This is a genomic window from Streptococcus infantis, from assembly GCF_047464615.1.
Taxonomy (GTDB): Bacteria; Bacillota; Bacilli; order Lactobacillales; family Streptococcaceae; genus Streptococcus; species Streptococcus infantis_Y.
In genome coordinates this window covers 84,372-110,110 of the sequence record NZ_JASHBO010000005.1, presented here as the reverse complement: position 1 = coordinate 110,110, position 25,739 = coordinate 84,372, and the positions used below count along the sequence as shown (strand labels likewise).

The 25,739-nt window shown below is 40.5% G+C and carries 26 protein-coding genes; 19 read left to right on the top strand and 7 right to left on the bottom strand.

Annotation, left to right across the window (positions count from 1 at the left end):
- Positions 1 to 61 precede the first annotated feature (61 nt).
- Together QM450_RS04230 and QM450_RS04225 are read left to right on the top strand one after the other, a co-directional pair.
- Positions 62 to 307: a glutamate synthase gene (locus tag QM450_RS04230; RefSeq protein WP_414319763.1), complete on the top strand. Its 246-nt coding sequence runs from the start codon at positions 62 to 64 to the stop codon at positions 305 to 307.
- A gap of 338 nt (positions 308 to 645) precedes the next feature.
- Positions 646 to 1,065 (top strand): leucine-rich repeat domain-containing protein, encoded by a 420-nt coding sequence (locus QM450_RS04225; protein WP_223339927.1) that lies wholly within the window; start codon positions 646 to 648, stop codon positions 1,063 to 1,065.
- Positions 1,066 to 1,299: 234 nt separating this feature from the next.
- On the opposite strand, the gene QM450_RS04220 is transcribed toward QM450_RS04225, so the two are convergent.
- From QM450_RS04220 to adhP, 4 genes are all read right to left on the bottom strand, one after another.
- Positions 1,300 to 2,211, bottom strand: coding sequence for a PTS system mannose/fructose/sorbose family transporter subunit IID (locus QM450_RS04220; RefSeq protein WP_000818311.1), 912 nt, complete (start codon positions 2,209 to 2,211; stop codon positions 1,300 to 1,302).
- 14 nt (positions 2,212 to 2,225) lie between these two features.
- Entirely contained in the window at positions 2,226 to 3,038 is an 813-nt protein-coding gene (locus QM450_RS04215; RefSeq protein WP_281335193.1) for a PTS mannose/fructose/sorbose transporter subunit IIC, read from the bottom strand.
- Between the two features lie 29 nt (positions 3,039 to 3,067).
- Positions 3,068 to 4,057, bottom strand: coding sequence for a PTS sugar transporter subunit IIB (locus QM450_RS04210; RefSeq protein ID WP_075230374.1), 990 nt, complete (start codon positions 4,055 to 4,057; stop codon positions 3,068 to 3,070).
- 351 nt (positions 4,058 to 4,408) lie between these two features.
- Complete coding sequence (gene adhP, locus QM450_RS04205) at positions 4,409 to 5,428, bottom strand: alcohol dehydrogenase AdhP (RefSeq protein WP_251937337.1); 1,020 nt, start codon at positions 5,426 to 5,428, stop codon at positions 4,409 to 4,411.
- A 369-nt stretch (positions 5,429 to 5,797) separates the two neighbouring features.
- On the opposite strand from adhP, the gene QM450_RS04200 reads away from it, so the two are divergent.
- The 10 genes from QM450_RS04200 (at position 5,798) to QM450_RS04155 (ending at position 16,684) form a co-directional block, all read left to right on the top strand.
- A complete protein-coding gene (locus QM450_RS04200) occupies positions 5,798 to 7,075 on the top strand; it encodes a gamma-glutamylcysteine synthetase (protein WP_414319762.1) in 1,278 nt (425 codons plus the stop codon).
- A 74-nt stretch (positions 7,076 to 7,149) separates the two neighbouring features.
- Positions 7,150 to 8,634: a threonine synthase gene (gene thrC / locus QM450_RS04195; RefSeq protein WP_414319761.1), complete on the top strand. Its 1,485-nt coding sequence runs from the start codon at positions 7,150 to 7,152 to the stop codon at positions 8,632 to 8,634.
- 60 nt (positions 8,635 to 8,694) lie between these two features.
- Positions 8,695 to 9,975, top strand: coding sequence for an MATE family efflux transporter (locus tag QM450_RS04190; protein WP_414319760.1), 1,281 nt, complete (start codon positions 8,695 to 8,697; stop codon positions 9,973 to 9,975).
- 3 nt (positions 9,976 to 9,978) lie between these two features.
- Positions 9,979 to 10,593, top strand: a complete 615-nt coding sequence (locus tag QM450_RS04185) for an HAD-IA family hydrolase (protein ID WP_414319759.1) — start codon at positions 9,979 to 9,981, stop codon at positions 10,591 to 10,593.
- Positions 10,594 to 10,769: 176 nt separating this feature from the next.
- The gene (locus QM450_RS04180; protein ID WP_414319758.1) at positions 10,770 to 11,894 is read left to right on the top strand and encodes a LysM peptidoglycan-binding domain-containing protein; all 1,125 of its coding nucleotides are present in this window, start codon (positions 10,770 to 10,772) and stop codon (positions 11,892 to 11,894) included.
- A gap of 253 nt (positions 11,895 to 12,147) precedes the next feature.
- Positions 12,148 to 12,564, top strand: coding sequence for a MarR family winged helix-turn-helix transcriptional regulator (locus tag QM450_RS04175; RefSeq protein WP_414319757.1), 417 nt, complete (start codon positions 12,148 to 12,150; stop codon positions 12,562 to 12,564).
- 10 nt (positions 12,565 to 12,574) lie between these two features.
- Complete coding sequence (locus tag QM450_RS04170) at positions 12,575 to 12,937, top strand: DUF1304 domain-containing protein (protein WP_414319756.1); 363 nt, start codon at positions 12,575 to 12,577, stop codon at positions 12,935 to 12,937.
- A 354-nt stretch (positions 12,938 to 13,291) separates the two neighbouring features.
- A complete protein-coding gene (locus QM450_RS04165; protein WP_414319755.1) occupies positions 13,292 to 15,070 on the top strand; it encodes a phosphotransferase in 1,779 nt (592 codons plus the stop codon).
- Between the two features lies 1 nt (position 15,071).
- The gene (locus tag QM450_RS04160) at positions 15,072 to 15,257 is read left to right on the top strand and encodes a hypothetical protein (protein WP_153225647.1); all 186 of its coding nucleotides are present in this window, start codon (positions 15,072 to 15,074) and stop codon (positions 15,255 to 15,257) included.
- Complete coding sequence (locus QM450_RS04155; RefSeq protein WP_414319754.1) at positions 15,257 to 16,684, top strand: cytosine permease; 1,428 nt, start codon at positions 15,257 to 15,259, stop codon at positions 16,682 to 16,684. The genes QM450_RS04160 and QM450_RS04155 overlap by 1 nt, the downstream gene beginning before the upstream one ends.
- Before the next feature lie 51 nt (positions 16,685 to 16,735).
- On the opposite strand, the gene QM450_RS04150 is transcribed toward QM450_RS04155, so the two are convergent.
- A complete protein-coding gene (locus tag QM450_RS04150; RefSeq protein WP_414319753.1) occupies positions 16,736 to 17,593 on the bottom strand; it encodes a DUF975 family protein in 858 nt (285 codons plus the stop codon).
- A gap of 116 nt (positions 17,594 to 17,709) precedes the next feature.
- Here QM450_RS04150 and tgt point away from each other — a divergent pair, with 116 nt between their 5' ends.
- The 3 genes from tgt (at position 17,710) to QM450_RS04135 (ending at position 21,410) form a co-directional block, all read left to right on the top strand.
- The gene (tgt, locus tag QM450_RS04145) at positions 17,710 to 18,852 is read left to right on the top strand and encodes a tRNA guanosine(34) transglycosylase Tgt (RefSeq protein WP_004250663.1); all 1,143 of its coding nucleotides are present in this window, start codon (positions 17,710 to 17,712) and stop codon (positions 18,850 to 18,852) included.
- A gap of 132 nt (positions 18,853 to 18,984) precedes the next feature.
- Positions 18,985 to 20,802: an acyltransferase family protein gene (locus QM450_RS04140; protein WP_414319752.1), complete on the top strand. Its 1,818-nt coding sequence runs from the start codon at positions 18,985 to 18,987 to the stop codon at positions 20,800 to 20,802.
- Positions 20,803 to 21,068: 266 nt separating this feature from the next.
- Positions 21,069 to 21,410: a metal-sulfur cluster assembly factor gene (locus QM450_RS04135; protein ID WP_153225650.1), complete on the top strand. Its 342-nt coding sequence runs from the start codon at positions 21,069 to 21,071 to the stop codon at positions 21,408 to 21,410.
- A 43-nt stretch (positions 21,411 to 21,453) separates the two neighbouring features.
- Here QM450_RS04135 and QM450_RS04130 read toward each other — a convergent pair whose 3' ends face one another.
- Together QM450_RS04130 and ilvD are read right to left on the bottom strand one after the other, a co-directional pair.
- Entirely contained in the window at positions 21,454 to 21,822 is a 369-nt protein-coding gene (locus tag QM450_RS04130; RefSeq protein WP_414319751.1) for a glyoxalase, read from the bottom strand.
- Between the two features lie 106 nt (positions 21,823 to 21,928).
- Positions 21,929 to 23,632, bottom strand: coding sequence for a dihydroxy-acid dehydratase (gene ilvD, locus QM450_RS04125; RefSeq protein ID WP_414319750.1), 1,704 nt, complete (start codon positions 23,630 to 23,632; stop codon positions 21,929 to 21,931).
- A gap of 184 nt (positions 23,633 to 23,816) precedes the next feature.
- Between ilvD and QM450_RS04120 the strand changes: the two genes are divergently transcribed.
- The 4 genes from QM450_RS04120 (at position 23,817) to rpmG (ending at position 25,522) form a co-directional block, all read left to right on the top strand.
- Positions 23,817 to 24,824 (top strand): SPFH domain-containing protein, encoded by a 1,008-nt coding sequence (locus QM450_RS04120; protein WP_414319749.1) that lies wholly within the window; start codon positions 23,817 to 23,819, stop codon positions 24,822 to 24,824.
- 2 nt (positions 24,825 to 24,826) lie between these two features.
- Positions 24,827 to 25,027, top strand: coding sequence for a PTS ascorbate transporter subunit IIC (locus tag QM450_RS04115; RefSeq protein WP_414319748.1), 201 nt, complete (start codon positions 24,827 to 24,829; stop codon positions 25,025 to 25,027).
- Positions 25,028 to 25,174: 147 nt separating this feature from the next.
- A complete protein-coding gene (gene rpmF, locus QM450_RS04110; RefSeq protein ID WP_000290417.1) occupies positions 25,175 to 25,357 on the top strand; it encodes a 50S ribosomal protein L32 in 183 nt (60 codons plus the stop codon).
- A 15-nt stretch (positions 25,358 to 25,372) separates the two neighbouring features.
- Positions 25,373 to 25,522, top strand: coding sequence for a 50S ribosomal protein L33 (gene rpmG / locus QM450_RS04105; RefSeq protein ID WP_001265622.1), 150 nt, complete (start codon positions 25,373 to 25,375; stop codon positions 25,520 to 25,522).
- Positions 25,523 to 25,739: the final 217 nt, after the last annotated feature.

Here is a 25,739-nt window from a genome sequence, read left to right as displayed (position 1 = left end):
AAAAGGCCAACATCCATTATATTAAAAGCGCTGAAACCTAAAACAAAAGAATGATGACCATATGAACAATATACTAGAAGCTACACTACAAATCAAAGGTGCACACAATGAAGGTGTTACATTCCATTTCTTAGAGAATATTAAAGAAGTATTGCGTGATGAGAGTGGGAAAGTAACTGGTGTAAAGGTTATTACAATGGAACTTGGTGAATCAGATGAAAGTGGAAGAAGATCAACGCATGAAGTGGCAGGTAGTGAACATATTATTCCATGTGACCTTGTCGTTGCAGCAATTGAACAAAAGTAGACTTTAGTGTTCTAGATGAAAGGTAAAAATTTGACTTTTGGTCAACATCAGAATACAATAGAAATGAACTAATAACAGGGGATGCATATTTAGGTCCTCAATCTATCGCAACCGCAATTAAAGGCGGGTGAGAAGTTGCGACAGAAGTACATGAATCGTTTAAAGAAAACACATAAATAACTTGTGGTGCCTTTCGTTTTTTTACTGGGAAAATTAAGGAACTATAGTTATAAATCCTTAAAGATATCAATATATTAACATGCGTATATTTATGGGAAGAAGGTTATGTCATCTATAGTTGTACTTCTGACGATAAGGTTGTTCGTGTACCAAAGGAAATTAAAGGTAAACCTGTTATCGCAATTGGAGAACGTGGTCTTGCGAACTTGAAACATTGTGAGGCAATCGTTTTACCAGATACAGTACGATATATTGGAAAAGGTGCGTTTACGATTGACAATAAGTTAAAGTATGTCCACTTTGGTAAGTCAATAGAAACAGTAGAAGATGATGTTTTCAACTCTGACAGTTCATTAGAATCAGTTGTATTCCCAGAAGGAACAAAGAGTATTGGAACATTAGTATTCTGGGGGACATCATCAATTAAATCTATTACAATTCCAGCAAGTGTAACAGAAATTACAGAATACTTCTATTTTGTGGATAACTGTAACCCAGATGTAGAAATCCATACACCTAAGGGATCAAAGGCAGAAGAAGTAGCTAAAGCAATGCAACTTAAAGTAGTAAATGACTAAAGGGGAATAGTATGAACAAAAAATTACTATCAGGCTTAGGGACTGACCCCAAAAAGTGAGAATTTAATAAAAACACCCTAGGGCTACCGTCTTCGGTATCCAACCGGAGACAGATAGTCCAATTTTTGTTGGATTCTTTTTTCATTAGGTTCTTCATCAACACTATTTGACAAAGAGCCAAAAGAATCAGGTGATAAACCTGATTCTTTTTTTGTTTGTAAATTCTCACCGAGATTACATGATACCGAAGAAACGAGCTGCGATACCAACTACAAAGAGGGCAAGAATGATTGTGATTGGAGATACTTTTTTCTTAAGCAACCACATGCAAAGGAAAGTAAGGAGAAGTCCCATCAATCCTGGGATCAATGAGTTCAACTGTCCTTGAAGGGTTTGTGGTTGAACGCTATCCAAGCTCAATCCGCTAAGTGCTTGGCCGAGGATTCCCTTCAATTCTCCACCTGTAACAGGACCTTCTGGGAAGACGATGTAGGCACCTTCTGACAATTGTTTACCTGGAAGGTTGATAGTGAAGTTGATTGATACCCAACGTTGTACAAGAACGGCAAGGATGAACATACCAAGGATAGAAGCTCCTTTAGTGATGTCTTTCAAGATACCACCAGACATGTCTTTGGTGATTTCAGATCCAGCCTTGTAACCAAACTCTTGTGTATACCATAGGAAAGACATACGGATTGCATTCCATCCAAAGAAGAAGAGAAGTGGTCCAACGATATTACCAGTTGCAGCAAGTGATGCACCAAGGGCACCAAGGATCGGACGAACTGTAAACCAGAAGACTGGGTCACCGATACCAGCAAGAGGCCCCATCATACCAATCTTAACACCTTGGATAGCAGCGTCATCGATGTCAGTACCGTTAGCGCGTTCTTCTTCAAGTGCAAGAGTAACCCCCATGATTGGAGCAGCTACGTATGGGTGAGTGTTGAAGAACTCAAGGTGACGCTCAAGAGCAGCAGCCTGGTCTTCTTTTTTAGTGTAAAGTTTCTTGATAGCTGGGATCAAGGAGTAAGCCCAACCCAAGTTTTGCATACGTTCGTAGTTCCAAGAACCTTGAAGGAATTGTGAACGCCACCAAACTTTTTGGCGATCTGATTTTGATAATTGAATTTTTTCAGCCATGATTGTTCCCCTTTCTAGTAGTCTTCTAGGATATCACCGATTGGATCGTTAGAAGTTGCAGCTCCTCCGCCACCGTTTCCACCTTGTTTAGAAAGGTTGAGGTAGATGAAGGCAAGGGCAACACCGATGACACCAAGGGCAATCAAAGTTAATTGAGAGATTGCTGCAAGAGCAAAACCGATTGCGAAGAATGGCCATACTTCACGAGTAGCCATCATGTTGATAACCAAAGCGTAACCAACGGCAACGACCATAGCACCACCGACAGCCATACCACCTTTAAGCCATTCTGGCATAAGGTTCAATACGCTTTGAACGGCTTCAGTTGGCATTGCAAGCAAGAGTGCAGCTGGGATAGCAATACGTAGACCTTGAAGAGCAAGGGCAAAGTAGTGAGCACGTTCAACAGCAGCAATGTTTCCTTCTTTAGCAGCGTTATCTGCAGTATGAACCAAGGCAACTGAGATGGTACGAACGATCATAGTCAAGAAAAGACCAGCTACGGCAAGAGGGATTGCAGTAGCAGTTGCGACTGCGATACCTTCAGTAGTAAAGTTACCACCTTTAATCATGATGATTGCAGCTGCAACAGAAGCAAGAGCCGCGTCAGGAGCTACGGCAGCTCCGATGTTAGCCCAACCAAGGGCGATCATTTGAAGTGATCCACCAAGCATAACCCCTGCTTCGAGGTTACCAGTTACAAGACCGATAAGGGTACATGCTACGATTGGTTGATGGAATTGGAATTGGTCGAGGATACCTTCAAGACCTGCGAAGAAGGCAACAACTACAACCAAGATAGCAGAAATGAATGAAATATCTGACATGGTTTTATTCCTTTTCTATTTAATGTTAATTATTGAACGTTAGCTTTGCTAATCAAGTCAAACAAATCTTTTTTAGTGTCGTTTGGTACTTTACGTACGTCAAATTCAACGCCAAGGTCGCGCATTTTTTCAAATGTAGCAACGTCGTCTTTGTCCATTGACAATACGTTATTGACCATTGTTTTACCAGTTGAGTGAGCCATTGATCCAACGTTAAGAGTCTTGATTGGCACACCGCCTTCGATAGCACGAAGAGCATCTTGAGGTGTTTCAAACAAGATAAGGGCGTGTGTCTCACCAAAACGAGGGTCTTTTGCAACCTCAATCAATTTTTTGATTGGTACAACGTTAGCCTTCACTCCGTTAGGAGCTGCTTGTTTGATCAATTCTTTACGAAGATCGTCGTTAGCTACGTTATCTGAAGCAACGATGATACGGTTAGCTTTTGAATCTGGTGTCCAAGCAGTTGCGACTTGTCCGTGAAGAAGACGTGTGTCAAGACGAGCAAGATTGATTTTCAATTTACCGTCTCCAATGACAGTTCCTTCTGGAATAGCAGCTTGGGCTACAGGCGCAGTTGCAGCAGTAGCAACTTCCTCAGCTGGATTTAGTTCTTCTGGAAGAGCCTTGATGCCATCCTTAGATTCTTTGATGATATTTGCAGCGACTTTATCAACACCTGCAGTAGCGTCCATGAGGCGCTCTGTATAGGCTTGGATCAACATCGGCAAGTTAAGTCCTGTGATGATGGCAAATTTACGCTCAGGATTTTCTCCCATTACGCGACTAGCTTGGTTAAATGGAGAACCACTCCAAAGGTCAGCCAAGACTAGAACCTCATCTTCTGCGTCAAATGCAGCCACAGCATTGTTGAACTTGGCGTATAAATCATCTGGACCTTCGTTTGGCATAAAGGTTACGACTTGAACCTTTTCTTGTTCACCAAAGATCATAGATCCTGACTGATGAATACCCGCGGCAAATTCACCGTGGCTCGCAATAATGATTCCGATACTCATTATTGTCATTCCTCCTTATAAAATGTTTGACTTGTAGTTTAAGAAAACTTTAAGACTCCTTAAGTATAAATCGTTTTCAGAAAAAATGCAACTAATTATAATAAAGAGTGAAAAAAATCTCAAAGCCTCATTTTTACAAATATTGATATATCAACTTTTTATAAAATCGTCTATAAAATGGTAAAAAAATTTAATATAAAAAAGCGGTGGTGCTAGGAAGTTTACGTCAGTAGTGCTCTTGGGCGTCTAAAAATTGCCCCAAGTCCAATTAATTGTCATGCCAAAATTTTATTGCTAAAAAACGAGGTGGGGTCTACTGTCCCTACCTCGTTTTATTATTTATTATTTATCTTAATGAGTAAAGTCTAGAACCATGCGACCTTGGATGGTACCAGCAGCCATTTCATCAAAGACAGCAATGGCATCTTCGACAGGCCGTTTTTGAACAACTGGAACAACGAGACCTTCAGCACCAAATTGGAAAGCTTCTTCCAAATCTTTACGTGTACCAACAAGGGAACCGATGACCTGAATACCGTCAAGAACTGTTTTGACGATGCTAAGGTCCATCATTTCAGATGGGAGACCGACAGCTACTACACGACCGCCTGCACGAACAGAGTCCACTGCTTGGTTGAAGGCAACTTTTGATACAGCTGTTACGACAGCTGAGTGAGCGCCACCGTTTGTTTTTTCCTTGATAAGGCCTGGAACATCTTCGACTTCAAGACCATTAATCACGATATCAGCACCAACTTCTTTAGCTAGAGCAAGTTTATCGTTGTTAATATCTACTGCGATAACGTGAGCGTTGAATACTTTTTTAGCGTATTGGACGGCCAAGTTACCAAGGCCTCCAGCACCATAGAGGACAACCCATTGGCCTGGTTCAACTTTTGCTTCTTTTATAGCCTTGTAGGTAGTAACACCGGCACAAGTGATAGAAGAAGCTTGGGCTGGATCGAGCCCTTCTGGAACCTTAACAGCATAATCTGCAGTTACGATACATTGTTCAGCCATACCGCCGTCTACTGAGTAGCCAGCATTTTTTACTGTACGGCAAAGAGTTTCGCGCCCAGTTGTACAGTATTCACACATACCACAGCCTTCAAAAAACCAAGCTACGCTGACACGGTCGCCAACTTTGAGACTTTTAACATCAGGGGCGATTTCTTTTACGATACCGATACCTTCGTGACCGAGAACGCGTCCTGGAACTTTACCAAAGTCACCATGGGCAACGTGGAGGTCAGTGTGGCAGACACCACAGTACTCAACTTCAACAAGTGCTTCCCCAGTTTCGAGCGGACGGAGCACTTTTTCTTCAATAGCAACACCAGTGCTTTCTGGATTTACAACAACAGCTTTCATAGCTATCCTCCTTGATGATTCGTTGAGGTGCAGAGGAAAAGGGACTTGCCTTGACTCATGATTCAAGTGAAGTCGAATTTGAACTGCCCTCTTTTTGTCTATATGTGAATTATATCACTATATTTACTATAGTACAAGGGATTTGATGCAAAAATATATGTAATCGCTTAACCGGTTGATAAGACTGTGAAAATTGAACAATGATATCTGACGTCTTATCATAAAATTTCATATAATGAGGAAGTTATTTTGTCTTAAATCTAGGGAGCGAGCTTGCAAACAGATTTTCTAAGGTCCTTCTCTAGGACTTTTTGGTATAATAGAGAGTAATTTGTTTTCTAGTATGAGAAGTTAGAATGAGAGGTATGTATGTCCCCTTCAGTTCAGTTATTGAAAAACCGTTATTTAAAAAATATAAAAGAAAATCCAGAACTCTACATTGGTATTGAGTTGGAGTTTCCTATCGTACATACGAAAGGGAAACCCACAGATATTGAAGTCAGTAAGGACTTGATGCGTTTTTTGGTGGATTCTCTCAGCTTGGAAGTTAAAAAAGAGGACCAGGATGGCAATCCAATTCAACTTGTAGAACCGAAGAGTCAGGATCGGATTCTGTTTGAGGTTTCCTACACGACCTTGGAGTTTGCCTTTGGCAGAGCCCAGAATATCCAAGAGGTCCAAGGACGCTTCGAGGCCTATATGAAGGTCATTCAGGAAAAGCTTGGAGAAAAGGATCATGCTATCCAGGGCTGGGGGATTCACCCAAACTGGGATCAGAATGACAATCGACCTGTGGCTTATCCACGTTACCAGATGCTGATGGATTACTTGCAGATGGGAAGTCGCCAAGAGAGAGCTGGTTTGCATGACTTTCCCCAATATGGAGCCTTTATCTGTGGGAGTCAAGTTCAGTTGGACGTATCGACTGCTAACTACCTACGTGTCATTAATGCTTTCACTCAGCTTGAGGCAGCCAAAGCTTACCTGTTTGCCAATTCTGAGTTTTCGGGAGCAGAATGGGATACTCAGATTTCACGAGATATCTTTTGGGAAGACTCCATGCATGGGATTTATCCAGAGAATGTTGGTGTCAATGCCAGACTCTTCAAAGATGAAGATGATTTCTTTGATTATCTCGACCGCTCTGCGATTTTTACAGCAGAACGAGATGGAGAAACCTACTATTTTTCTCCGATTCGTGCTAGAGATTACCTAGCTACTGAGGAAGTTTCGGCCTATACTCTAAATGGAAAAGAAACTCTGCTTGTTCCTCAAGAGAAGGATTTTCAAACGCACCGTAGTTACCAATATCAAGACCTAACAACTCGAGGAACGGTCGAATTTCGTAGTGTTTGTACGCAACCGCTAGACCGCACTTTTGCCTCGGCTGCCTTTCATCTAGGTTTGCTAGTTAATTTAGATAAGCTTGAAACTTATCTAGAAACAGCACCTTTCTTTGAGAGATTTGGTCGTGACTACAAATCTTTGAGACGTCAGTTTTCAAAGAAACAGCTTTCAGATGAGGAGACAGCTGGAATTGTTCAATTCTCAAAAGATTTGCTAGCTATAGCAGAGCAAGGTCTTGAAATGAGAGGTCAGCAAGAAACAACCTATTTAGAGCCTTTGAAAGAAAAATTGACTCTATAATTTTCTTATAAAGGAAGAATTTTCTGAAAAATCATGTTATAATGAATAAGACTATAGATAAAGGATAGAGATTTATGACATTAGTTTATCAATCAACGCGTGACGCAAAAAATACCGTAACAGCCAGCCAAGCGATTTTGCAAGGTTTGGCAACAGATGGAGGCTTATTTACTCCAGTTAGCTATCCAAAGGTAGATTTGGATTTTGAAACATTAAAGGACGCTTCATACCAGGAAGTAGCTAAGCTTGTCTTGTCAGCCTTTTTGGATGACTTTACAGCAGAAGAGTTGGACTACTGTATCACCAACGCCTATGACAGCAAGTTTGATACGCCAGCCATTGCTCCTCTTGTGAAACTAAATGGCCAATATAACTTGGAACTTTTCCACGGTTCAACCATTGCCTTTAAAGACATGGCCTTGTCTATCTTGCCATACTTTATGACAACAGCTGCCAAGAAACACGGACTGGAAAACAAGATTGTCATCTTGACTGCAACTTCTGGAGACACTGGTAAAGCTGCCATGGCAGGCTTTGCGGATGTCCCTGGAACTGAAATTATCGTCTTTTATCCAAAAGATGGTGTCAGCAAGGTACAAGAATTGCAAATGACCACTCAAACTGGGGACAACACTCATGTTATCGCTATTGATGGGAACTTTGACGATGCTCAAACCAACGTTAAGCATATGTTCAATGATGTGGCCCTTCGTGACAAATTGGCAGCTAATAAGCTACAGTTTTCATCAGCCAACTCTATGAACATTGGCCGTTTGGTCCCACAAATTGTCTACTATGTCTATGCCTACGCTCAGCTTGTTAAGACTGGCGATATTAAGGCTGGTGACAAGGTCAACTTCACCGTTCCAACAGGAAACTTTGGAAATATCTTGGCTGCCTTTTACGCTAAGCAAATCGGTCTACCAGTTGGGAAACTGATTTGTGCTTCAAATGACAACAATGTTTTGACAGACTTCTTTAAAACTCGTGTCTATGACAAGAAGCGTGAGTTTAAGGTTACCACTAGTCCGTCTATGGATATCTTGGTATCTTCAAACTTGGAGCGCTTGATTTTCCACCTTTTGGGTAATGATGCAGTTAAGACAGCTGAACTCATGGATGCTTTGAACACTCAAGGTCAGTATGAATTGAAAGATTTTGATGCAGAGATTCTTGACCTCTTTGCAGCGGAGTATGCGACAGAAGCGGAAACCGCAGCAGAAATTAAGCGTGTCTACGAGTCAGACTCTTACATCGAGGATCCTCATACAGCAGTTGCTTCAGCTGTATTTAAAAAATACCAAGCAGCGACTGTTGATGCGACCAAGACAGTGATTGCATCAACAGCTAGTCCGTACAAATTCCCAGTGGTTGCGGTGGAAGCTGTAACTGGACAATCAGGTCTTAGCGACTTTGAAGCCTTGGCTCAATTACATGAAATCTCAGGAGTAGCAGTGCCACCAGCAGTGGATGGCCTTGAAACAGCTCCAGTTCGTCACAAGACAACTGTTGCAGCAGCAGAGATGCAGACTGCAGTAGAATCTTATCTAGGACTTTAAAAGAGAGGAAGTAAACTCGGTTGGGAAACTAACTGAGTTTCTTTTCATCAGGAGGAAGGATTGTTTAAGAAATATAAAGATATTCTCAACATAGCTCTGCCAGCCATGGGTGAAAATTTCTTGCAGATGCTCATGGGAATGGTGGATAGCTATCTGGTAGCCCATCTAGGTTTGATAGCCATTTCGGGTGTATCCGTAGCGGGCAATATTATCACCATTTACCAGGCAATTTTTATTGCTCTAGGAGCTGCGATTTCCAGTGTTATTTCCAAAAGTTTGGGGCAGAAGGACCAGTCTAGACTAGCCTACCATGTGACAGAAGCGCTCAAGATAACCCTGCTACTGAGTTTAGTTTTAGGGGGCTTGTCCATCTTTGCCGGTCAAGAGATGATTGGTCTTTTGGGGACAGAAGCGTCTGTGGCTGAGAGTGGTGGACTATACCTAGCTTTAGTTGGTGGGACAATCGTCCTCTTGGGCTTGATGACTAGTCTAGGTGCCTTGATTCGCGCCACTCATAATCCGCGCCTTCCCCTTTATGTGAGTCTTTTATCCAATGCCTTGAATATTCTCTTTTCAAGTCTAGCTATTTTTGTTCTTGATATGGGCATAGCTGGTGTAGCTTGGGGGACTATTTTGTCACGTTTGGTCGGGGTTGTGATTTTGTGGTCACAATTAAAACTTCCATATACGAGACCAAGCTTTGGACTGGACAAAGACTTACTGACCTTGGCTTTCCCAGCGGCAGGAGAACGTCTTATGATGCGGGCTGGCGATGTGGTTATTATTGCCCTAGTTGTTTCCTTTGGGACAGAGGCTGTCGCAGGAAACGCGATTGGTGAAGTCTTGACTCAATTTAACTATATGCCAGCCTTTGGTGTTGCTACGGCAACAGTTATGCAGGTGGCTCGAGCAGTAGGGGAAGATGATTGGGCAAGGGTAGACAACTTAAGTAAGCAAACTTTTTGGCTATCCCTCTTTCTCATGCTGCCCTTAACACTTAGTATCTATGCTCTGGGAACGCCACTAAGTTACCTCTATACCAGTGATTCTGCGGCCATTAAAGCCAGTGTTATGGTGACGCTGTTCTCTCTACTAGGGACTCCTATGACGACGGGAACAGTCATTTATACAGCTGTTTGGCAGGGTTTGGGGAATGCACGCCTCCCCTTTTATGCGACAAGTATCGGAATGTGGTGTATCCGTATAGGGACAGGTTACCTGATGGGAATTGTTCTTGGTTGGGGCTTGCCTGGTATTTGGGCAGGAACGCTTTTGGACAATGGTTTTCGCTGGTTCTTCCTGCGCTATCGTTATAAGCAATATATCTCTTTGAAAGGATGACATATGAAAAAAATTGGATTTATCTGGGATTTAGATGGAACTTTATTGGACTCTTATGAGGCTATCTTAGCAGGAATCGAAGAGACCTTTGCTCAGTTTGACATTCCTTATGATAAGGCTGAGGTTCGTGCCTTTATTCTAAAAACTTCCGTTCAAGATCTGTTGGAAAAGGTGGGAGAAGAAAGAGGCTTGGATGCTGATATGCTCAATCAGGTTCGTGCTCAGAGTTTGGCTGAGAAGAATGCTCAAGTTGTTCTGATGCCGGGGGCGCGTGAAATCTTAGCTTGGGCAGACCAGCAAGGAATTGAGCAGTTTGTTTATACCCATAAAGGGGACAATGCTTTTACAATTTTGGAAAATTTGGGTTTGGCCCACTATTTCACAGAAATTTTAACCAATCAAAGTGGCTTTTCTCGGAAGCCTAGTCCAGAAGCTGCGATCTATCTTCTAGATAAGTATGAACTAGCTCCTCAGCAGACTTATTATATCGGCGATCGGACTTTGGATATCGAATTTGCTCAAAATAGTGGGATTCAGAGTATCAATTTTCTTGCCTCTCCTGCAACTTGTAATCAACAGATAGAGCATTTAGAAGCTATTAGCTCGCTTTCCTTCTAGAATTTTCTTCAAGAAGAATGTGTCAGCCTGATGACAGGAAACTAACAAACTATTTCAAGTAATGTGATTTGTTACAACGAATGTACAGTTCTGTTAAATAGCCCCAAAAGGGCTTTTTTTCTATTTTCTTTGTGTTATGATAGACAGGTACTACATTTGAAAAGGAGTTTGATAGTATGAAGAAAAGAATTATTTTAGCATCAACAGTAGCCTTGTCCCTTGCCCCTGTATTGGCAACTCAAGCAGAAGAATTAGTGTGGACAGCGCGTAGTGTTGAGCAAATTCAAAACGATGTTACCAAGAGTGAGAATAAAACAAGCTATACGATTCAGTATGGTGATACCTTAAGTACCATTGCCGAAGCTTTGGGAGTGGATGTGACCGTTCTTGCTAACTTGAACAAGATCAGCAATATTGATTTGATCTTCCCTGAGACAGTCCTTACAACAACTGTAAATGAAAAAGAAGAAGTGACAGAGGTTGAAATTCAAACCCCTGATACAGTTCAAGGTGGCGAAGGAACAACTGCAACAGCAGATTTGACAACCAACCAAGTCACTGTAGATGACCAAACTGTACAGGTTGAAGATTTAACTCAACCAGTTGCAGAAACAACTGTAGCTGAGCCAGTCACAGAAGCAGCTGTTACAGAAGTTGTAGCACCGGTAGAAGAGTCAGTAGTAGAAACCACTACTGAAGTTGCAACACCAGTAGAAGAATCTGCAGCAGAAACAACAACAGGAGCTGTTGCAGAAGTTTCAGCACCAGTAGAAGAGCCGGTAGCAGAAACACTTGTAGTGAAAGAAACGACTACAACAGAAGCACTAGTTACAGAAACTGTAGCAGAGACTCAATCAACACCATCAACTTACCAAGCTGAAGCAAGTCAAGGTTCATCAGCGACTTATGCAGCCCCAGCAGCTCCTGACTATGCAGGACTTGCTGCAGCAAAATCAGAGAATGCAGGACTTCAACCACAAACAGCTGCTTTTAAAGAAGAAATTGCCAACTTGTTCGGCATTACATCCTTTAGTGGTTACCGTCCAGGAGATAGCGGTGACCACGGAAAAGGCCTTGCCATTGACTTTATGGTTCCAGTAAGCTCTGCTCTTGGAGACCAAATTGCAGATTATGCTATCCAAAATATGGCTAGCCGTGGCATCAGCTACATCATCTGGAAACAACGTTTCTATGCACCATTCGATAGCAAATACGGACCAGCCTACACTTGGAATCCAATGCCAGACCGTGGTAGCGTAACAGAAAATCACTATGACCACGTTCACGTATCGATGAACTAAGAATAATAAGAAGTTGGAAACTGATTTAGTTTCCGCTTCTTTTTTTATTTTCAAACTCTTAGATAGCGTAAATAAACTCTAGGCATAAAATAGAAAAACATAGCCTTGAGGGATTGTGACTAGTAGACTAATTTAACGGAGTGAGCAAAATAGTTGCGTTTTTAATCTTTCTGCATTATACTTGTTCTGCATTATACTTGATAAGTCAACTGTTGATGAATCAAATATCAAAGAAAGGAGAAACATACTAAAAATGCATGAATTGCTTTATCAGCTCCATTTAGTGGATCAGACGATTACTCAACTTTTTGAGAAACAATTGGGAATTAGTTTGACCCGCTATCAAATCCTGCAATTTTTACTACAAAATTCACCCTGTAACCAGATTGCCGTTCAGGAGAAGTTACAGATTGACCAAGCAGCCTTGACCCGTCATTTCAAGATTTTAGAGTCAGAAGGCTATGTCAGTCGCAAACGTAATCCGCTTAATCAACGAGAAGTCTTAGTTGAATTAACCCAAGAAGTCAAGAATCAACTCTTGGTCAATCCGCCTAAACATCACTTGCGAGTGAAGGAGCAGATGGAGAACATCTTATCCTCTACTGAGCAGCAAGACCTGACAGCTTTGTTGACAAAACTAGTATCAGGATTAGAAAAAATAGAATTTTAAGGAGAAAACGATGTCAATCATTACTACTATTTTAGCAACTATTGTTGCCCTCGAACATTTTTATATCTTTTATTTGGAGAGTATCGCAACCCAATCAGACGCAACCAGCCGTGTCTTTAATATGGACAAAGAAGAATTAGCAAGACCATCTGTCATCTCATTGTTCAAAAATCAAGGAATTTATAATGCCTTGATTGGGGTATTTCTTATTTACGGAATTTATTTCTCACATAGCTTAGAAATCGTAACAATCTTTGTTTTATTTGTCATAGGAGCAGCTACTTATGGTGCCTTAACAGCAGATAAAAAAATCATTCTCAAGCAAGGTGGTCCAGCAATCTTAGCACTCTTGAGTATCCTTTTCTTGAAATAAAAAGCGGAAGTGGAAAAAATATTGGATTTAAAAATCCATTATTATAAATCCTTATGCTTGATAAATTAAATAAAAAAGCGGACAAGATAGAATTCTGAGTATCAGAAACAAGTATGGTTCGCTTTTTTATTTACAATTAGACTTTTATACGAATTTTTGTTTTTAAGTTGGTTCACTTCAGTGTGGTTAAGGAAGTGCTGTTTGTAAATCTTTAAAAACTTATGGAAATGTGTGGTCATGTTATTCAAGACTACTTCTTTACTATTAAAGTTTATTTGGATAATACTTGACAAAAGCGACTGTTCATACTATAATCTTTTTTAAACAAGCATTGAACAAAAAGAGGTTATCAATATGATTTCAGAAAAACAATTTAAACTACTGTCTTTTTTGCAAGAGCATCCACAGGAGGAATTTACACAAAGACAGTTAGCGGAACAATTGGAAGTTTCTTTAGGAACAATTAATTCCCTGCTTAAAGAAATGAAAGAAGCTAATTGGATTGATCAAGAAGGTCACCTATCTGAGTTAGGAAAAGAAGCTTTAGAGCCTTATCGCGTACAAAATGCAATCATTATGGCGGCAGGAATGAGTAGTCGCTTTGCTCCTTTGTCTTACGAAGTACCAAAAGGATTGTTAAAAGTCAAAGGGGAACGCCTGATTGAAAGGGAAATTGAACAACTACAGGAAGCAGGTATAGAAGATATTACAGTTATTGTAGGTTATTTACAAGAAAAAATGTTTTACCTTGCTGAAAAATATGGTGTAAAAATCGTTGTCAATAATGATTACTATAAATACAATAACTGTTCTTCATTAATGTTGGTTAGAAATCAACTATCAAATACTTATATTTGTTCATCGGACAATTATTTTGCCGAAAATCCATTTGAGAAGTATATTTATAGGGGTTACTATTCAACAATATTTGTGGAAGGCGAGACAGACGAATATTGTGCTACCGAAGACTCCAACAACATGATTGTTGACATACAGATTGGTGGTAAAGATACTTGGGCTATGGTGGGACATGTGTATTTTGACCGTGCCTTTAGTGAAAAATTCGTAAAAATTTTAGAAACTGAGTTTAAACACGAGCCCTATAAAGAACAGCTCTGGGAAGATTACTATACCCGTAATGTTCATGAATTGCATCTAGAAGCTCGTCATTATTCAGCGGATATTGTTAAAGAATTTGATTCCTTAGATGAGTTGCGTCAATTTGATGACCGCTACTTGATGAATTCTAATTCTGAGATTATTGATAATATCTGCAAGACCTTGAATTGTGATGCTTCGGATATTGTTCATATTAAACCACTCAAAGATGGTTTGACCAATACATCCTTTAGCTTTGATTGTCTTGATAAAAAATATGTTTACCGTCATCCTGGAAGAGGAACTGAAAAATATATCAACAGGTCAAGTGAAGCGGCTTCTATGGAAATTGCAGCAAAACTACAAATAGACAGAACATTTGTTGCAATGGATAAAAACGAAGGGTGGAAGATTTCAGAATTTATCCCTAACGCTAGACCGCTTGATTATGATAATTGGGATCATGTAGAAAAAGCTATGGGGCTCTTGAGAAAACTACATCAGTCTGGAGAGAAGACAACTCATAATTTTGATTTATTTGTAGGAATTGATGATTTTAGAGAAAAATTGAAGGCTAGCAATCGTTTTGAGTTTGATGGACTTGATGAACTCGATAAAAACATTTCAACTATTAGAGAATTTTTAAAACAGGATGACACTGAGAGAGTTTTATGTCATGGAGATTCCTATAGCCCTAATTTTCTCCTAAACGAACAAGAGGAGATGAGTCTGATTGATTGGGAGTATTCTGGTATGGGAGACCCTGCAGGGGATTTAGGTACCTTCATTGGTTGTTCGAATTATACTGTTGAACAAGCTGAGAAAGTACTTGAGATTTACTTGCAAGAAGTTCCAGATACAAAAACAAGACGTCATTATTTAGCCTATGTGGCAGTGACATCTTATTATTGGTTCTTGTGGGCCTTATTCCAAGAGAGTGTTGGAAAACCTGTGGGAGAATTTCTTTATACTTGGTATCGATTTACCAGACAATACGGACAACTTTCATTAGAGTTATATCTAGGAGAAAAATAAGATGAAATCTGTATCTGAAATTGAACAATTGGTAGCAGATGAAACGAAACGAAGACTGGAAGAAATGGAATCTCCAGACTATGATTTTGCGCAACCATTCTTAAAAAAAGATTTTGCTTTGATTGGTGTTATCATTGGAATTAATCTAATCTTGATTATCTTAGCTATGACAGGAGGAATTAAATAATGTCGAAAACGACCGACTTTATTCAACAAGAAACCATAACTGGGATTGTTCCAATGACTAGTAAGGATCGGCAATATTCCTTCTGGGATCTATTCTTATCAACAAGTGGTTTTGCGATTGCAACTTGGTGTTACACACAAGGAGCGTATGTTGCTCAATATTTGACCTTCAGCCAGATGTTAATCAATATTTTTAGCTTTAATATTATTTGGGTTTTTATCGAGTGTCTTCCCACCTTGTTTGCAGTGAGATATGGAATTGATTTATGGATTTGGCTTCGAGCGGTTTTAGGGAAGCGCGGAGTGGCATTTTTGTCAACAACTATCAGTTTAGCAAATTTTGGTTGGTATGCAGTTACTGCAAATCTTTTTGCCAGTTCTATGATTCATCTAGCTAATAATTTTGGCCTTGGACTGGAGAAGGGGATTTGGGCACCAATTCTTGGGACACTTTGTGTCTTATTGGGGACCTTGATTGCCCTTGGTGGACCGGAGGTTATAAAAGGTATTAATCGATTTATGGTAATTGCTTTACTAGTTGTTGGATTGATTATCGTTGGAATTTGTTTTATAGCAGTTCCGATTACTGACATTATGAACGTTCAACCAGCAGTACAAGGAGATTTGAGCCCGCTAGAGCGATTTATGATTTCAGGAGAGGGGAATGTAGCGACTGCCTTTTCTTGGTCGACGCAAGCATTAATTTTACCACGTTTAGCAAAATCAGAACGTAGTGGGTATTGGGCTACTTCTTTATCTTATGGCGTGGTAGCACCATTCTTTGCTGCGACGGGTGGTGTTATGGCTCTAGCTATGTTTGTAAGAACAGGAGTTTACGAGAGTGATCCAACGGCGATGCTTTCAACCTTGAGTACTCCTACCTTTGCTCTTCTTAGTTTATTGCTAGTAGCTTTTGCAAATATTGGAACTCAAGGGACAGGATCCTATGTGAACTGTATGATTGTTAAAAGCGGTATGCCTAAGGTGAGCTATAAACTAATGGTTTGGATTGCCATGATTTATGTGAGTGCGTTAACAATTTGGGGTGGCGTAGAAGAATATTTTGGTTCTTTTATCTCGCTTGCAGCTTATATTCAAGGACCTATTATTGGAATGATTGTTGTTGATTATTTCTTGATAAGAAAACGGAAATTAGATTTACGATCAGCTTATTTCTTAGATGGACATCAGGCTTATGAGTTTACTAAGGGATTTAATTTAGTTGGTTTGTCTTGTGTATTCGTATCTCTGTTAGTTGCGGTACTCTTTGTTTACAATCCCCTAACTAAACAAATTCAAAGTTCGATCTTCTTAATCACAACAGGTAGTGGCTTTACGGCGATTTTTGGTGGCTTCCTATATTGGTTGGCAAGCCTAACTCCATTAAAACACTACATGATTAAAGACAGAGATCAAGTAACCATTTAAATAAAAACAACCAGCACTTTCTATTGAAGGTGCTGGTTTTAATCATTCACATTAAACTTTTCTCCGCTTGATTTCGAGTAATCTTTGATAAAAGAAGAATTGACTACTATAGATATAAGGGAAAGTAGGGATGCTCGCAATTCCGAAGCTGATCCAGATAAGGAGATACCAAGGAAGTAGCTGTAAATCAAGTACGAAGCGTTGGAACTTATAACCTTTCATAAGGAAGCGACTGGTTTTGAGTACGCGACTTGGCTTGGCAATTCCAATTGCAAGGGTATCACATAGGAGAAGCTCTACTTGGGAATAAGCGTAGTATTGCGGCAGATAGGCAATGGTTCCCAAAATCATCAGAAAGACGCTACCAAAGAAGTAGAGTGCAAAAGTGAGCAGAAAATGTTCGATATCTGAATTGGTGACGTCTACGGCTGGAAATTCGGGATGAAGTTCTACAAATTTACGAGCCATGGCACTGCTATAGAAGAGTAAGTAGACACCAAAAAGATTAGGGATGCTCCACAAAAAGAGATAGAAACGTTTGAGCAAGAGAGTCAGAAAGGTCTGGGTGAAGAAGCGATTGTCAAGTAAGGACAGACTATCTTTAAAGGAAAGCTCTATCTCGGAAATTCTGTAAAGATTAATGGTTGTAAACAGAGCACCAGCTAGGATAATAGAACTTGTAAATCCGACTGCTAGAGGAAAGAGTGAAGACTGGATCAAGCTCATCAAAAAAGTAAAGAAGGATTGCTCAAGAATCCCCTCATCAAGTAAGGACAATGGACTTAAAAAGCTGGATAGAATCAGGAAAATGCTTGGTAATAAAAAGACAAGCAATAGACGTGGATGTTCAGCTTGAAACTGTTTAGCTTGTTGACGAACTTCTTTTAAATCAATTTTTGGGTATTTCATTCTTTCATTATACCATAGTTCGTGACAGTTCCTGTTTTTTTTGATAGAATCATACAGTATGCCCTTGGGCACAAAGTAAGAACTGGGACTGTCTTTCCCAGCTTCGGAGGTAAAAAATGTCAGATTCACCAATCAAATATCGTTTGATTAAGAAAGAAAAACACACGGGAGCTCGTCTGGGTGAGATTATCACGCCACACGGAACCTTTCCAACTCCTATGTTTATGCCGGTTGGGACTCAAGCAACGGTTAAAACCCAATCGCCAGAAGAGTTGAAAGAGATGGGGTCAGGGATTATCCTCTCTAATACCTATCACTTGTGGCTTCGTCCTGGAGATGAACTCATTGCACGTGCAGGTGGACTTCATAAGTTCATGAACTGGGATCAGCCTATCTTGACAGATAGTGGAGGTTTCCAAGTTTATTCCCTAGCGGATAGCCGTAATATCACAGAAGAAGGAGTAACGTTTAAGAATCACCTCAATGGTTCCAAGATGTTCCTTTCACCTGAAAAAGCCATCTCTATCCAAAACAATCTAGGCTCAGATATCATGATGTCCTTTGACGAATGTCCTCAATTTTATCAGCCTTATGATTATGTGAAGAAGTCAATTGAACGTACCAGCCGTTGGGCAGAGCGTGGGTTGAAAGCTCATCGTCGTCCACATGACCAAGGTTTGTTTGGGATTGTACAAGGTGCAGGATTTGAAGATCTTCGTCGTCAGTCAGCTCATGACCTTGTCAGCATGGACTTCCCAGGATACTCTATCGGAGGGTTGGCAGTTGGAGAAACTCATGAAGAGATGAACGCAGTTTTGGACTTCACCACTCAACTCCTTCCTGAAAACAAACCTCGCTATCTTATGGGGGTAGGGGCACCAGATAGCTTGATTGATGGAGTGATTCGTGGTGTGGATATGTTTGACTGTGTCTTGCCGACTCGTATCGCTCGTAACGGAACTTGTATGACCAGCCAAGGACGTTTGGTTGTCAAGAATGCCCAGTTTGCGGAGGACTTTACACCACTTGATCCTGAATGTGATTGCTACACATGTAAGAACTACACCCGTGCTTATCTTCGTCACTTGCTCAAGGCCGATGAAACCTTTGGTATCCGCTTGACCAGTTACCATAATCTCTACTTCTTGCTCAATCTGATGAAGCAGGTTCGTCAGGCTATTATGGATGACAATCTCTTGGAATTCCGTGAGCATTTTGTTGAAAAATATGGCTACAATAAATCAGGTCGTAATTTCTAAGTTTAGTAGACTAAAGCTGAAATCCTAAGTTTTCTCTTAGGATTTTTCTTCTTTTTTTGATAAAATAAAGGTAGTATGGAATGAACATTAGATGGTTTTTTAACTACTCTAATGAACGGAGAATAAACTCGTATGCGTATAAAATGGTTTTCCTTGATTAGGATTACAGGCTTACTCTTGGTACTCTTGTACCATTTTTTTCAGACGGTTTTCCCAGGAGGTTTCTTCGGGGTTGACGTCTTTTTCACCTTTTCGGGCTTTCTAATTACGTCACTCCTGTTAGAAGAATTTGGACAAAAAGGTAAGATTGATATTCTAGGATTTTTTAGAAGACGTTTTTATCGGATTTTTCCACCGGTCGTCTTAATGATCCTTGTCGTTATGCCCTTTACTTTCTTGGTTCGGCAGGATTATGTAGCCGGGATTGGTGGTCAGATTGCTGGTGTCCTTGGTTTTATGACCAATTTCTATGAAATGTTAACAGGGGGAAGTTATGAATCTCAGTTCATTCCTCATCTCTTTGTTCATAACTGGAGTTTAGCGGTTGAAGTTCATTACTATATCTTGTGGGGCTTGGCAGTTTGGTTCTTGTCCAAGCGGGTAAAATCATCTGGACAATTAAGAGGGCTAGTCTTTCTTCTATCATCAGCTGTCTTTATCATCGGTTTTCTTTCAATGTTTATCGGTAGCTTTATCGTTTCTTCCTACTCGACGCTCTACTTTTCTAGCTTTACTCACGTCTATCCTTTCTTTCTAGGCAGTATTTTGGCATCTTTGGTAGGTGTTCGTCAAACGACTACTCTTGTTAAGCGTTTAAATAATACCTGGGATTTGAAAAAGACCTTGCTAGTATTCGGGGCAGGTCTCGGAGTTTTGCTCTTATTGACCTTCTTCGTGAAATTCAATTATCTCTTTGCCTACTTGCTTGGCTTCTTGTTGGCAAGTTTAGCTGCCCTTCTGATGATCGTTGCAGCACGACTTTTGCATGAGAAAACTCCGACGATTGAAGAACCAAAGGTAATTAGCTTCTTAGCTGACACCAGCTATGCCGTCTATCTTTTCCACTGGCCGTTTTATATCATCTTCTCTCAGTTGATGAGCAATCTACCAGCTGTGATTCTCACCACTATCTTTTCTTATCTCTTTGCAAGCCTTTCTTTCTATGTGATTGAACCTTTCATTGCAGGGAAGAATAGTAGCTTATTGCAAACGGTAAAAGAAATTCCGCATATTCAACCAATTTTTGCGGGTAGCGTTGGTTTCCTTAGCTTACTGACACTGATTGTGATGCTTATTGCTCCCCAAGTCGGTGCTTTTGAAACGGATTTGATGGTAAATGGCCTCAATCAAGCTCAAACCAATATCACCCGTACAAAAACCATGGCGGATCAAGCAGAAGCAAGTCGCTACAATATTGCCGATGGTGTATCCATCATCGGAGATTCTGTAACCTTGCGTGCAACACCTGGACTAAAAGAGGTTCTACCAGACGCTCAGACAGATGGTCAAGTAAGCAGAAATACCAAGCAAGCCAATGCTATTATGCTCAACCACAGTCAGAATAAAGTCCTCCCTAAAATAGTCGTTATTGCTACTGGAGTGAATAACCCTGAGGATTATAAGGCTGATATCGATTCTTTGATAACGAATCTACCCAAGGGACATCAACTTGTACTTATGACACCTTATGAGGGTGATACAACTCAAGCAACTCAGCCTTATGTAGAACAGTATGCTAGCTATGTGCGTGAAGTGGCTCAAAAGTATCCTTACATTGAGGTTGCAGACTGGAATCAGGTATCTAAAGATCATCCAGACATCTGGAAAGGAACGGACCAGGTTCACTTTGGAAGTGATAATGCCAAACTAGAAGAGGGAGCTAAGCTCTACGCAGAAACGATAGCATCAGCTATCAAGGCCTTGGCAGATAAACCTGTGAAGTCAAAATAATATTTAAAAAGTAGAGATGACCGTTCTCTACTTTTTGTTTTTAGAAAGTATTTCTTAGAAGCTCAATCATTCTCTAAGTTTAATTCTCTAAGCTATGCCAATATTCTCTTGCTATAGGTTGTTAGGTCTTTGGGCAGTTTGGTCCAAACTATGACTAATTTCTAGTCTGTAGTTTTTATGGCGAATCCGGTCTTGATTGGGAAAGACTTGCCAAATTGTCAGAATTATGAGAAAATAGGTGCAGTTTACAAAATGGAGGGAATGCAATGAGAGAAGATATCAAAATCAATGATCGTGCTTTAGCATTAGGGGATCAAATCATTGACAAGCTAGAAAAAGTTTACGATACAGATGTGGAACTAGATGTCTATAATCTTGGCTTGATTTACGAGATTCATTTGGACGAGGCTGGTCTTTGTACAATTGTCATGACCTTCACCGATACTGCCTGTGACTGTGCAGAAAGTTTACCCATCGAAATAGTTGCAGGTTTAAAACAGATTGAAGGAATTGAGGATGTCAGGGTTGAAGTTACCTGGTCACCTGCTTGGAAGATTACGCGAATTAGTCGCTATGGTCGCATAGCGCTTGGACTACCACCACGCTAAAATACAAGAGCTCTCTGCTAATAAACAGAGAGCTGTTTTGTTATTAGATTCCCTTAACTGCGAAATAGTGTCCGCTTGGATTTGCAAAGTTAAAGTGAGGGAAAGGTTGAGTATTGATCGGACTTGTGGTATCAGTCACTGCAGCTAGGCGCTTGTGAAGGGCGTGAAGGTCCGCTGACTCAAAGAGTAGGCTAGGTTTCATATCGATTACTTCTGGCGATACCTGACGAATAAAGTCTTTGGCGTAGACAGTAAAAGTCAGTGTACTGTCCGTGTGAGGTTTCATTTCAAAAGTTTCAAAACCCATAATTTCAGATTGATTAAAAACTTCAAAACCGATAGCAGACCAAAAGTCTCTCTCAGCTGCTACATCATCTACGTAGAGCATAATTCCTGTATTTTTTGAAAACATTATTTCTCCTTTATAATCATAGTTAGAGCAATTATCTTATCATATTTCACGAGATAAGACAAAGGATTAGAAAAAGCAGTCATTTAGCGACTGCTTATTTTTTTAGTTATTTTTTACCAGATTGTTCCATATTCCAGAAATCTGTAACAGCACCACGGGATGCAGAAGATACGGTATGGGCATATTTTCCGAGGACACCACGGCTATAGAGTGGTGGCAAGGTTGTTTCTGCCTTACGTTTTTCAAGTTCTTCTTCGGATACGGCCATAGAAATTTCTTTAGTATCTTGGTCGACAGTGACGATATCTCCTGTACGAAGGTAGGCAATTGGTCCACCATCCTGAGCTTCAGGAGCGATATGTCCAACAACCAGTCCATAAGTACCACCAGAGAAGCGTCCGTCTGTCAAGAGGGCAACCTTGTCTCCTTGACCTTTACCAACGATCATTGATGAAAGTGATAGCATCTCAGGCATACCAGGACCACCCTTAGGTCCAACGAAACGAACAACGACTACATCGCCATCAACGATTTCATCTGTCAGAACGGCCTGAATCGCATCTTCTTCTGAGTCAAAGACCTTAGCTGGACCAACGTGACGGCGCACTTTAACACCTGACACCTTGGCAACTGCACCGTCAGGAGCAAGATTACCGTTCAAGATGATAAGCGGACCGTCCGCACGTTTAGGATTTTCAAGTGGCATGATGACTTTTTGACCTGGTGTGAGGTCTGCAAAGTCAGCTAAGTTTTCAGCGACAGTCTTACCAGTACATGTGATGCGGTCTCCATGAAGGAATCCATTTGCCAGCAAGTACTTCATAACCGCAGGCACACCACCAACTTCGTAAAGGTCTTGGAAGACATACTGACCAGAAGGTTTTAAGTCAGCCAAGTGAGGCACACGCTCTTGGATGGTATTGAAGTCCTCAAGTGACAAGTCAACATTAGCCGCATGGGCAATGGCGAGCAAGTGAAGAGTGGCGTTAGTAGAACCACCGAGAGCCATAGTAACAGTAATAGCATCTTCAAAGGCTTCACGAGTCAAGATATCAGACGGTTTGATACCGAGTTCAAGCATTTTGACGACAGCACGTCCAGCTGCTTCGATGTCTTCTTTCTTATCAGCAGATTCTGCTGGGTGAGAAGAAGAGCCTGGCAAACTCATACCCAAAACTTCGATAGCAGTAGCCATGGTGTTGGCAGTATACATACCACCGCAACCACCAGGGCCGGGGCAGGCGTTACACTCGAGACGTTTGACGTCCTCAGCCGTCATATTGCCGTGGTTCCATTTACCGATTCCTTCAAATACAGAAACCAAGTCGATGTCTTTACCATCTAATTTTCCAGGGGCGATAGTACCACCGTAGGCGAAAATGGCTGGGATATTCATATTGGCAATGGCAATCATAGAACCAGGCATGTTCTTGTCACAACCGCCGATAGCTACAAAGGCATCTACGTTGTGACCACCCATAGCAGCTTCGATAGAATCCGCAATAATATCACGAGATGTCAAAGAGAAGCGCATACCAGGCGTTCCCATGGCAATTCCGTCTGCTACCGTAATGGTTCCAAATTGAACAGGCCAAGCACCAGCAGATTTGACACCTTCTTTAGCTAATTTCCCAAAGTCATGCAAGTGGATATTACATGGTGTATTTTCTGCCCAAGTCGAAATGACCCCAACAATCGGTGTTTCAAAGTCCTTATCTGTCATACCAGTCGCACGAAGCATGGCACGGTTTGGTGATTTAACCATGCTATCATAGATGCTGCTGCGGTGACGTTTATCTAATTCTGTCATTAAGTTCTCTCCCATTTCAGTTTTTACCATTATAGCACATTTTAAAAGCAATGAACAGAAGAAAATTCTTGAATTTTCAGAAAATTCAATACATTGAAATCTTCTTAAAAATGATTGCATATTTTTGTTGACATTTAAAATTAAAGTGATATCATTTAGATATCAAAAACAGGAGGTCATTCTGATGACTGAAAAACTAATCAATTCAAAACCAAATGGTGTAGTAGCGTTGATAATTATCGAGTTGGCACTCGTACTTGGTGTCTTTATATTTATCATGGGTGCAGGTTCGGAAAATATTTTTGGAATTATTATCGGACTTTTATTAATCTTAATTTCAGTTCTAGCTCATGCTGGTTTAAAAGTTGTCAAACCTCAGGAAGCTCTGGTTTTAACCCTCTTTGGTAACTATACTGGGACTATCAAAGAACCTGGTTTTTACTTTGTCAATCCCTTCAGTATAGCGGTCAATCCTGCAAACCACACTCGACTTGGTCAAAGTGGTGATGTTAGTACAAAATCACCTTTTTCAGGGATGAAATCATCCAATGGCAATGATGTAAACATTGAAATTGGCAAGAAACAGATTTCTCTCAAAGTTATGACCTTGAGCAATTCTCGTCAAAAGATTAACGATTGTCTGGGAAATCCTGTTGAAATCGGAATCGCAGTTACTTGGAGAGTTGTCGATACAGCTAAAGCAGTTTTCAACGTTGATAACTATAAAGAATATCTCTCATTGCAGTGTGATAGCGCCCTTCGTAATATTGTCCGCATCTATCCTTACGATGTGTCTCCGAATGTGGATACTACAGGTGATGGGCAAGCTGATGAAGGAAGCCTCCGAGGTTCTAGTGAAATTGTAGCTAGTCGCATTCGTGAAGAAATCCAAAGTCGCGTAGAGGACGCTGGTTTGGAAATCCTTGAAGCACGTATTACTTACCTAGCTTATGCACCAGAAATTGCTGCCGTCATGCTTCAACGTCAACAAGCATCTGCTATTATCGATGCACGAAAGATGATTGTAGACGGCGCTGTTGGAATGGTTGAAATGGCCCTGGAACGTCTCAATGAAGGAGAGTTGGTTGAACTAGACGAAGAACGAAAAGCTGCTATGGTTTCAAATCTCCTAGTCGTTCTCTGTGGCAATCATGATGCACAACCAATTGTCAATACAGGAAGCCTTTATTAGAAATGGCAGAAGCTAAAAAAAAGCAAATCCCCCTTCGACTCTCGAATAAGTTATATGCTGCACTCGCATCATGGGCAGAAGATGACTTCCGATCAGTCAATGGGCAAATCGAATATCTTCTCACCGAATGCGTCAAACAACGAAAAAAAGACGGGAAAGATGTCTCAGAAACCATTGATGAACCATTCGAGATTGATATTTAGTCTATTTTCCTATCCATAAGATTGGATAGGAAAATTTTTTTATCTTTTTTTGTCAAGTAACTTTACTTTACAAAAAAGTTTTGATATACTATTAAAGTTGATGAAAATCAAACCTAACTGAATTATATCTTAAAAGGAGAAATCAAAATGGCAGTACCTGCACGTCGCACTTCAAAAGCGAAGAAAAACAAACGTCGTACACACTACAAAGTAACAGCTCCATCTGTAAACTTTGACGAAACTACTGGAGATTACTCACGTTCTCACCGCGTATCACTTAAAGGATACTACAAAGGACGTAAGATCGCTAAAGCTGCATCAGCTGAATAATAGAAGGGAGATACCATGCGCGTAAATATTACACTTGAACACAAAGAATCTGGTGAACGCTTGTACCTTACTTCTAAAAACAAACGTAACACTCCAGACCGTCTTCAATTGAAGAAATACTCACCAAAACTTCGCAAACACGTTGTGTTTACAGAAGTTAAATAAGGTTTCATTACATTTCAGTACATACTGAAAAACATTGATTTCATGCGATTTTTAAAATATTGAATTTCATTACAAATCATTTGAAATCCGTTCTATGGCAACCTTTTTGGCAACCTTTTTGGCAACCTTTTTTGAAATAAAAAAGAAAGTCAACAATCGAAGAATGTAAAGTCCTAAGAATTTTCTAGGACTTTTTTCATTCCTAAAAGTTGTTGGA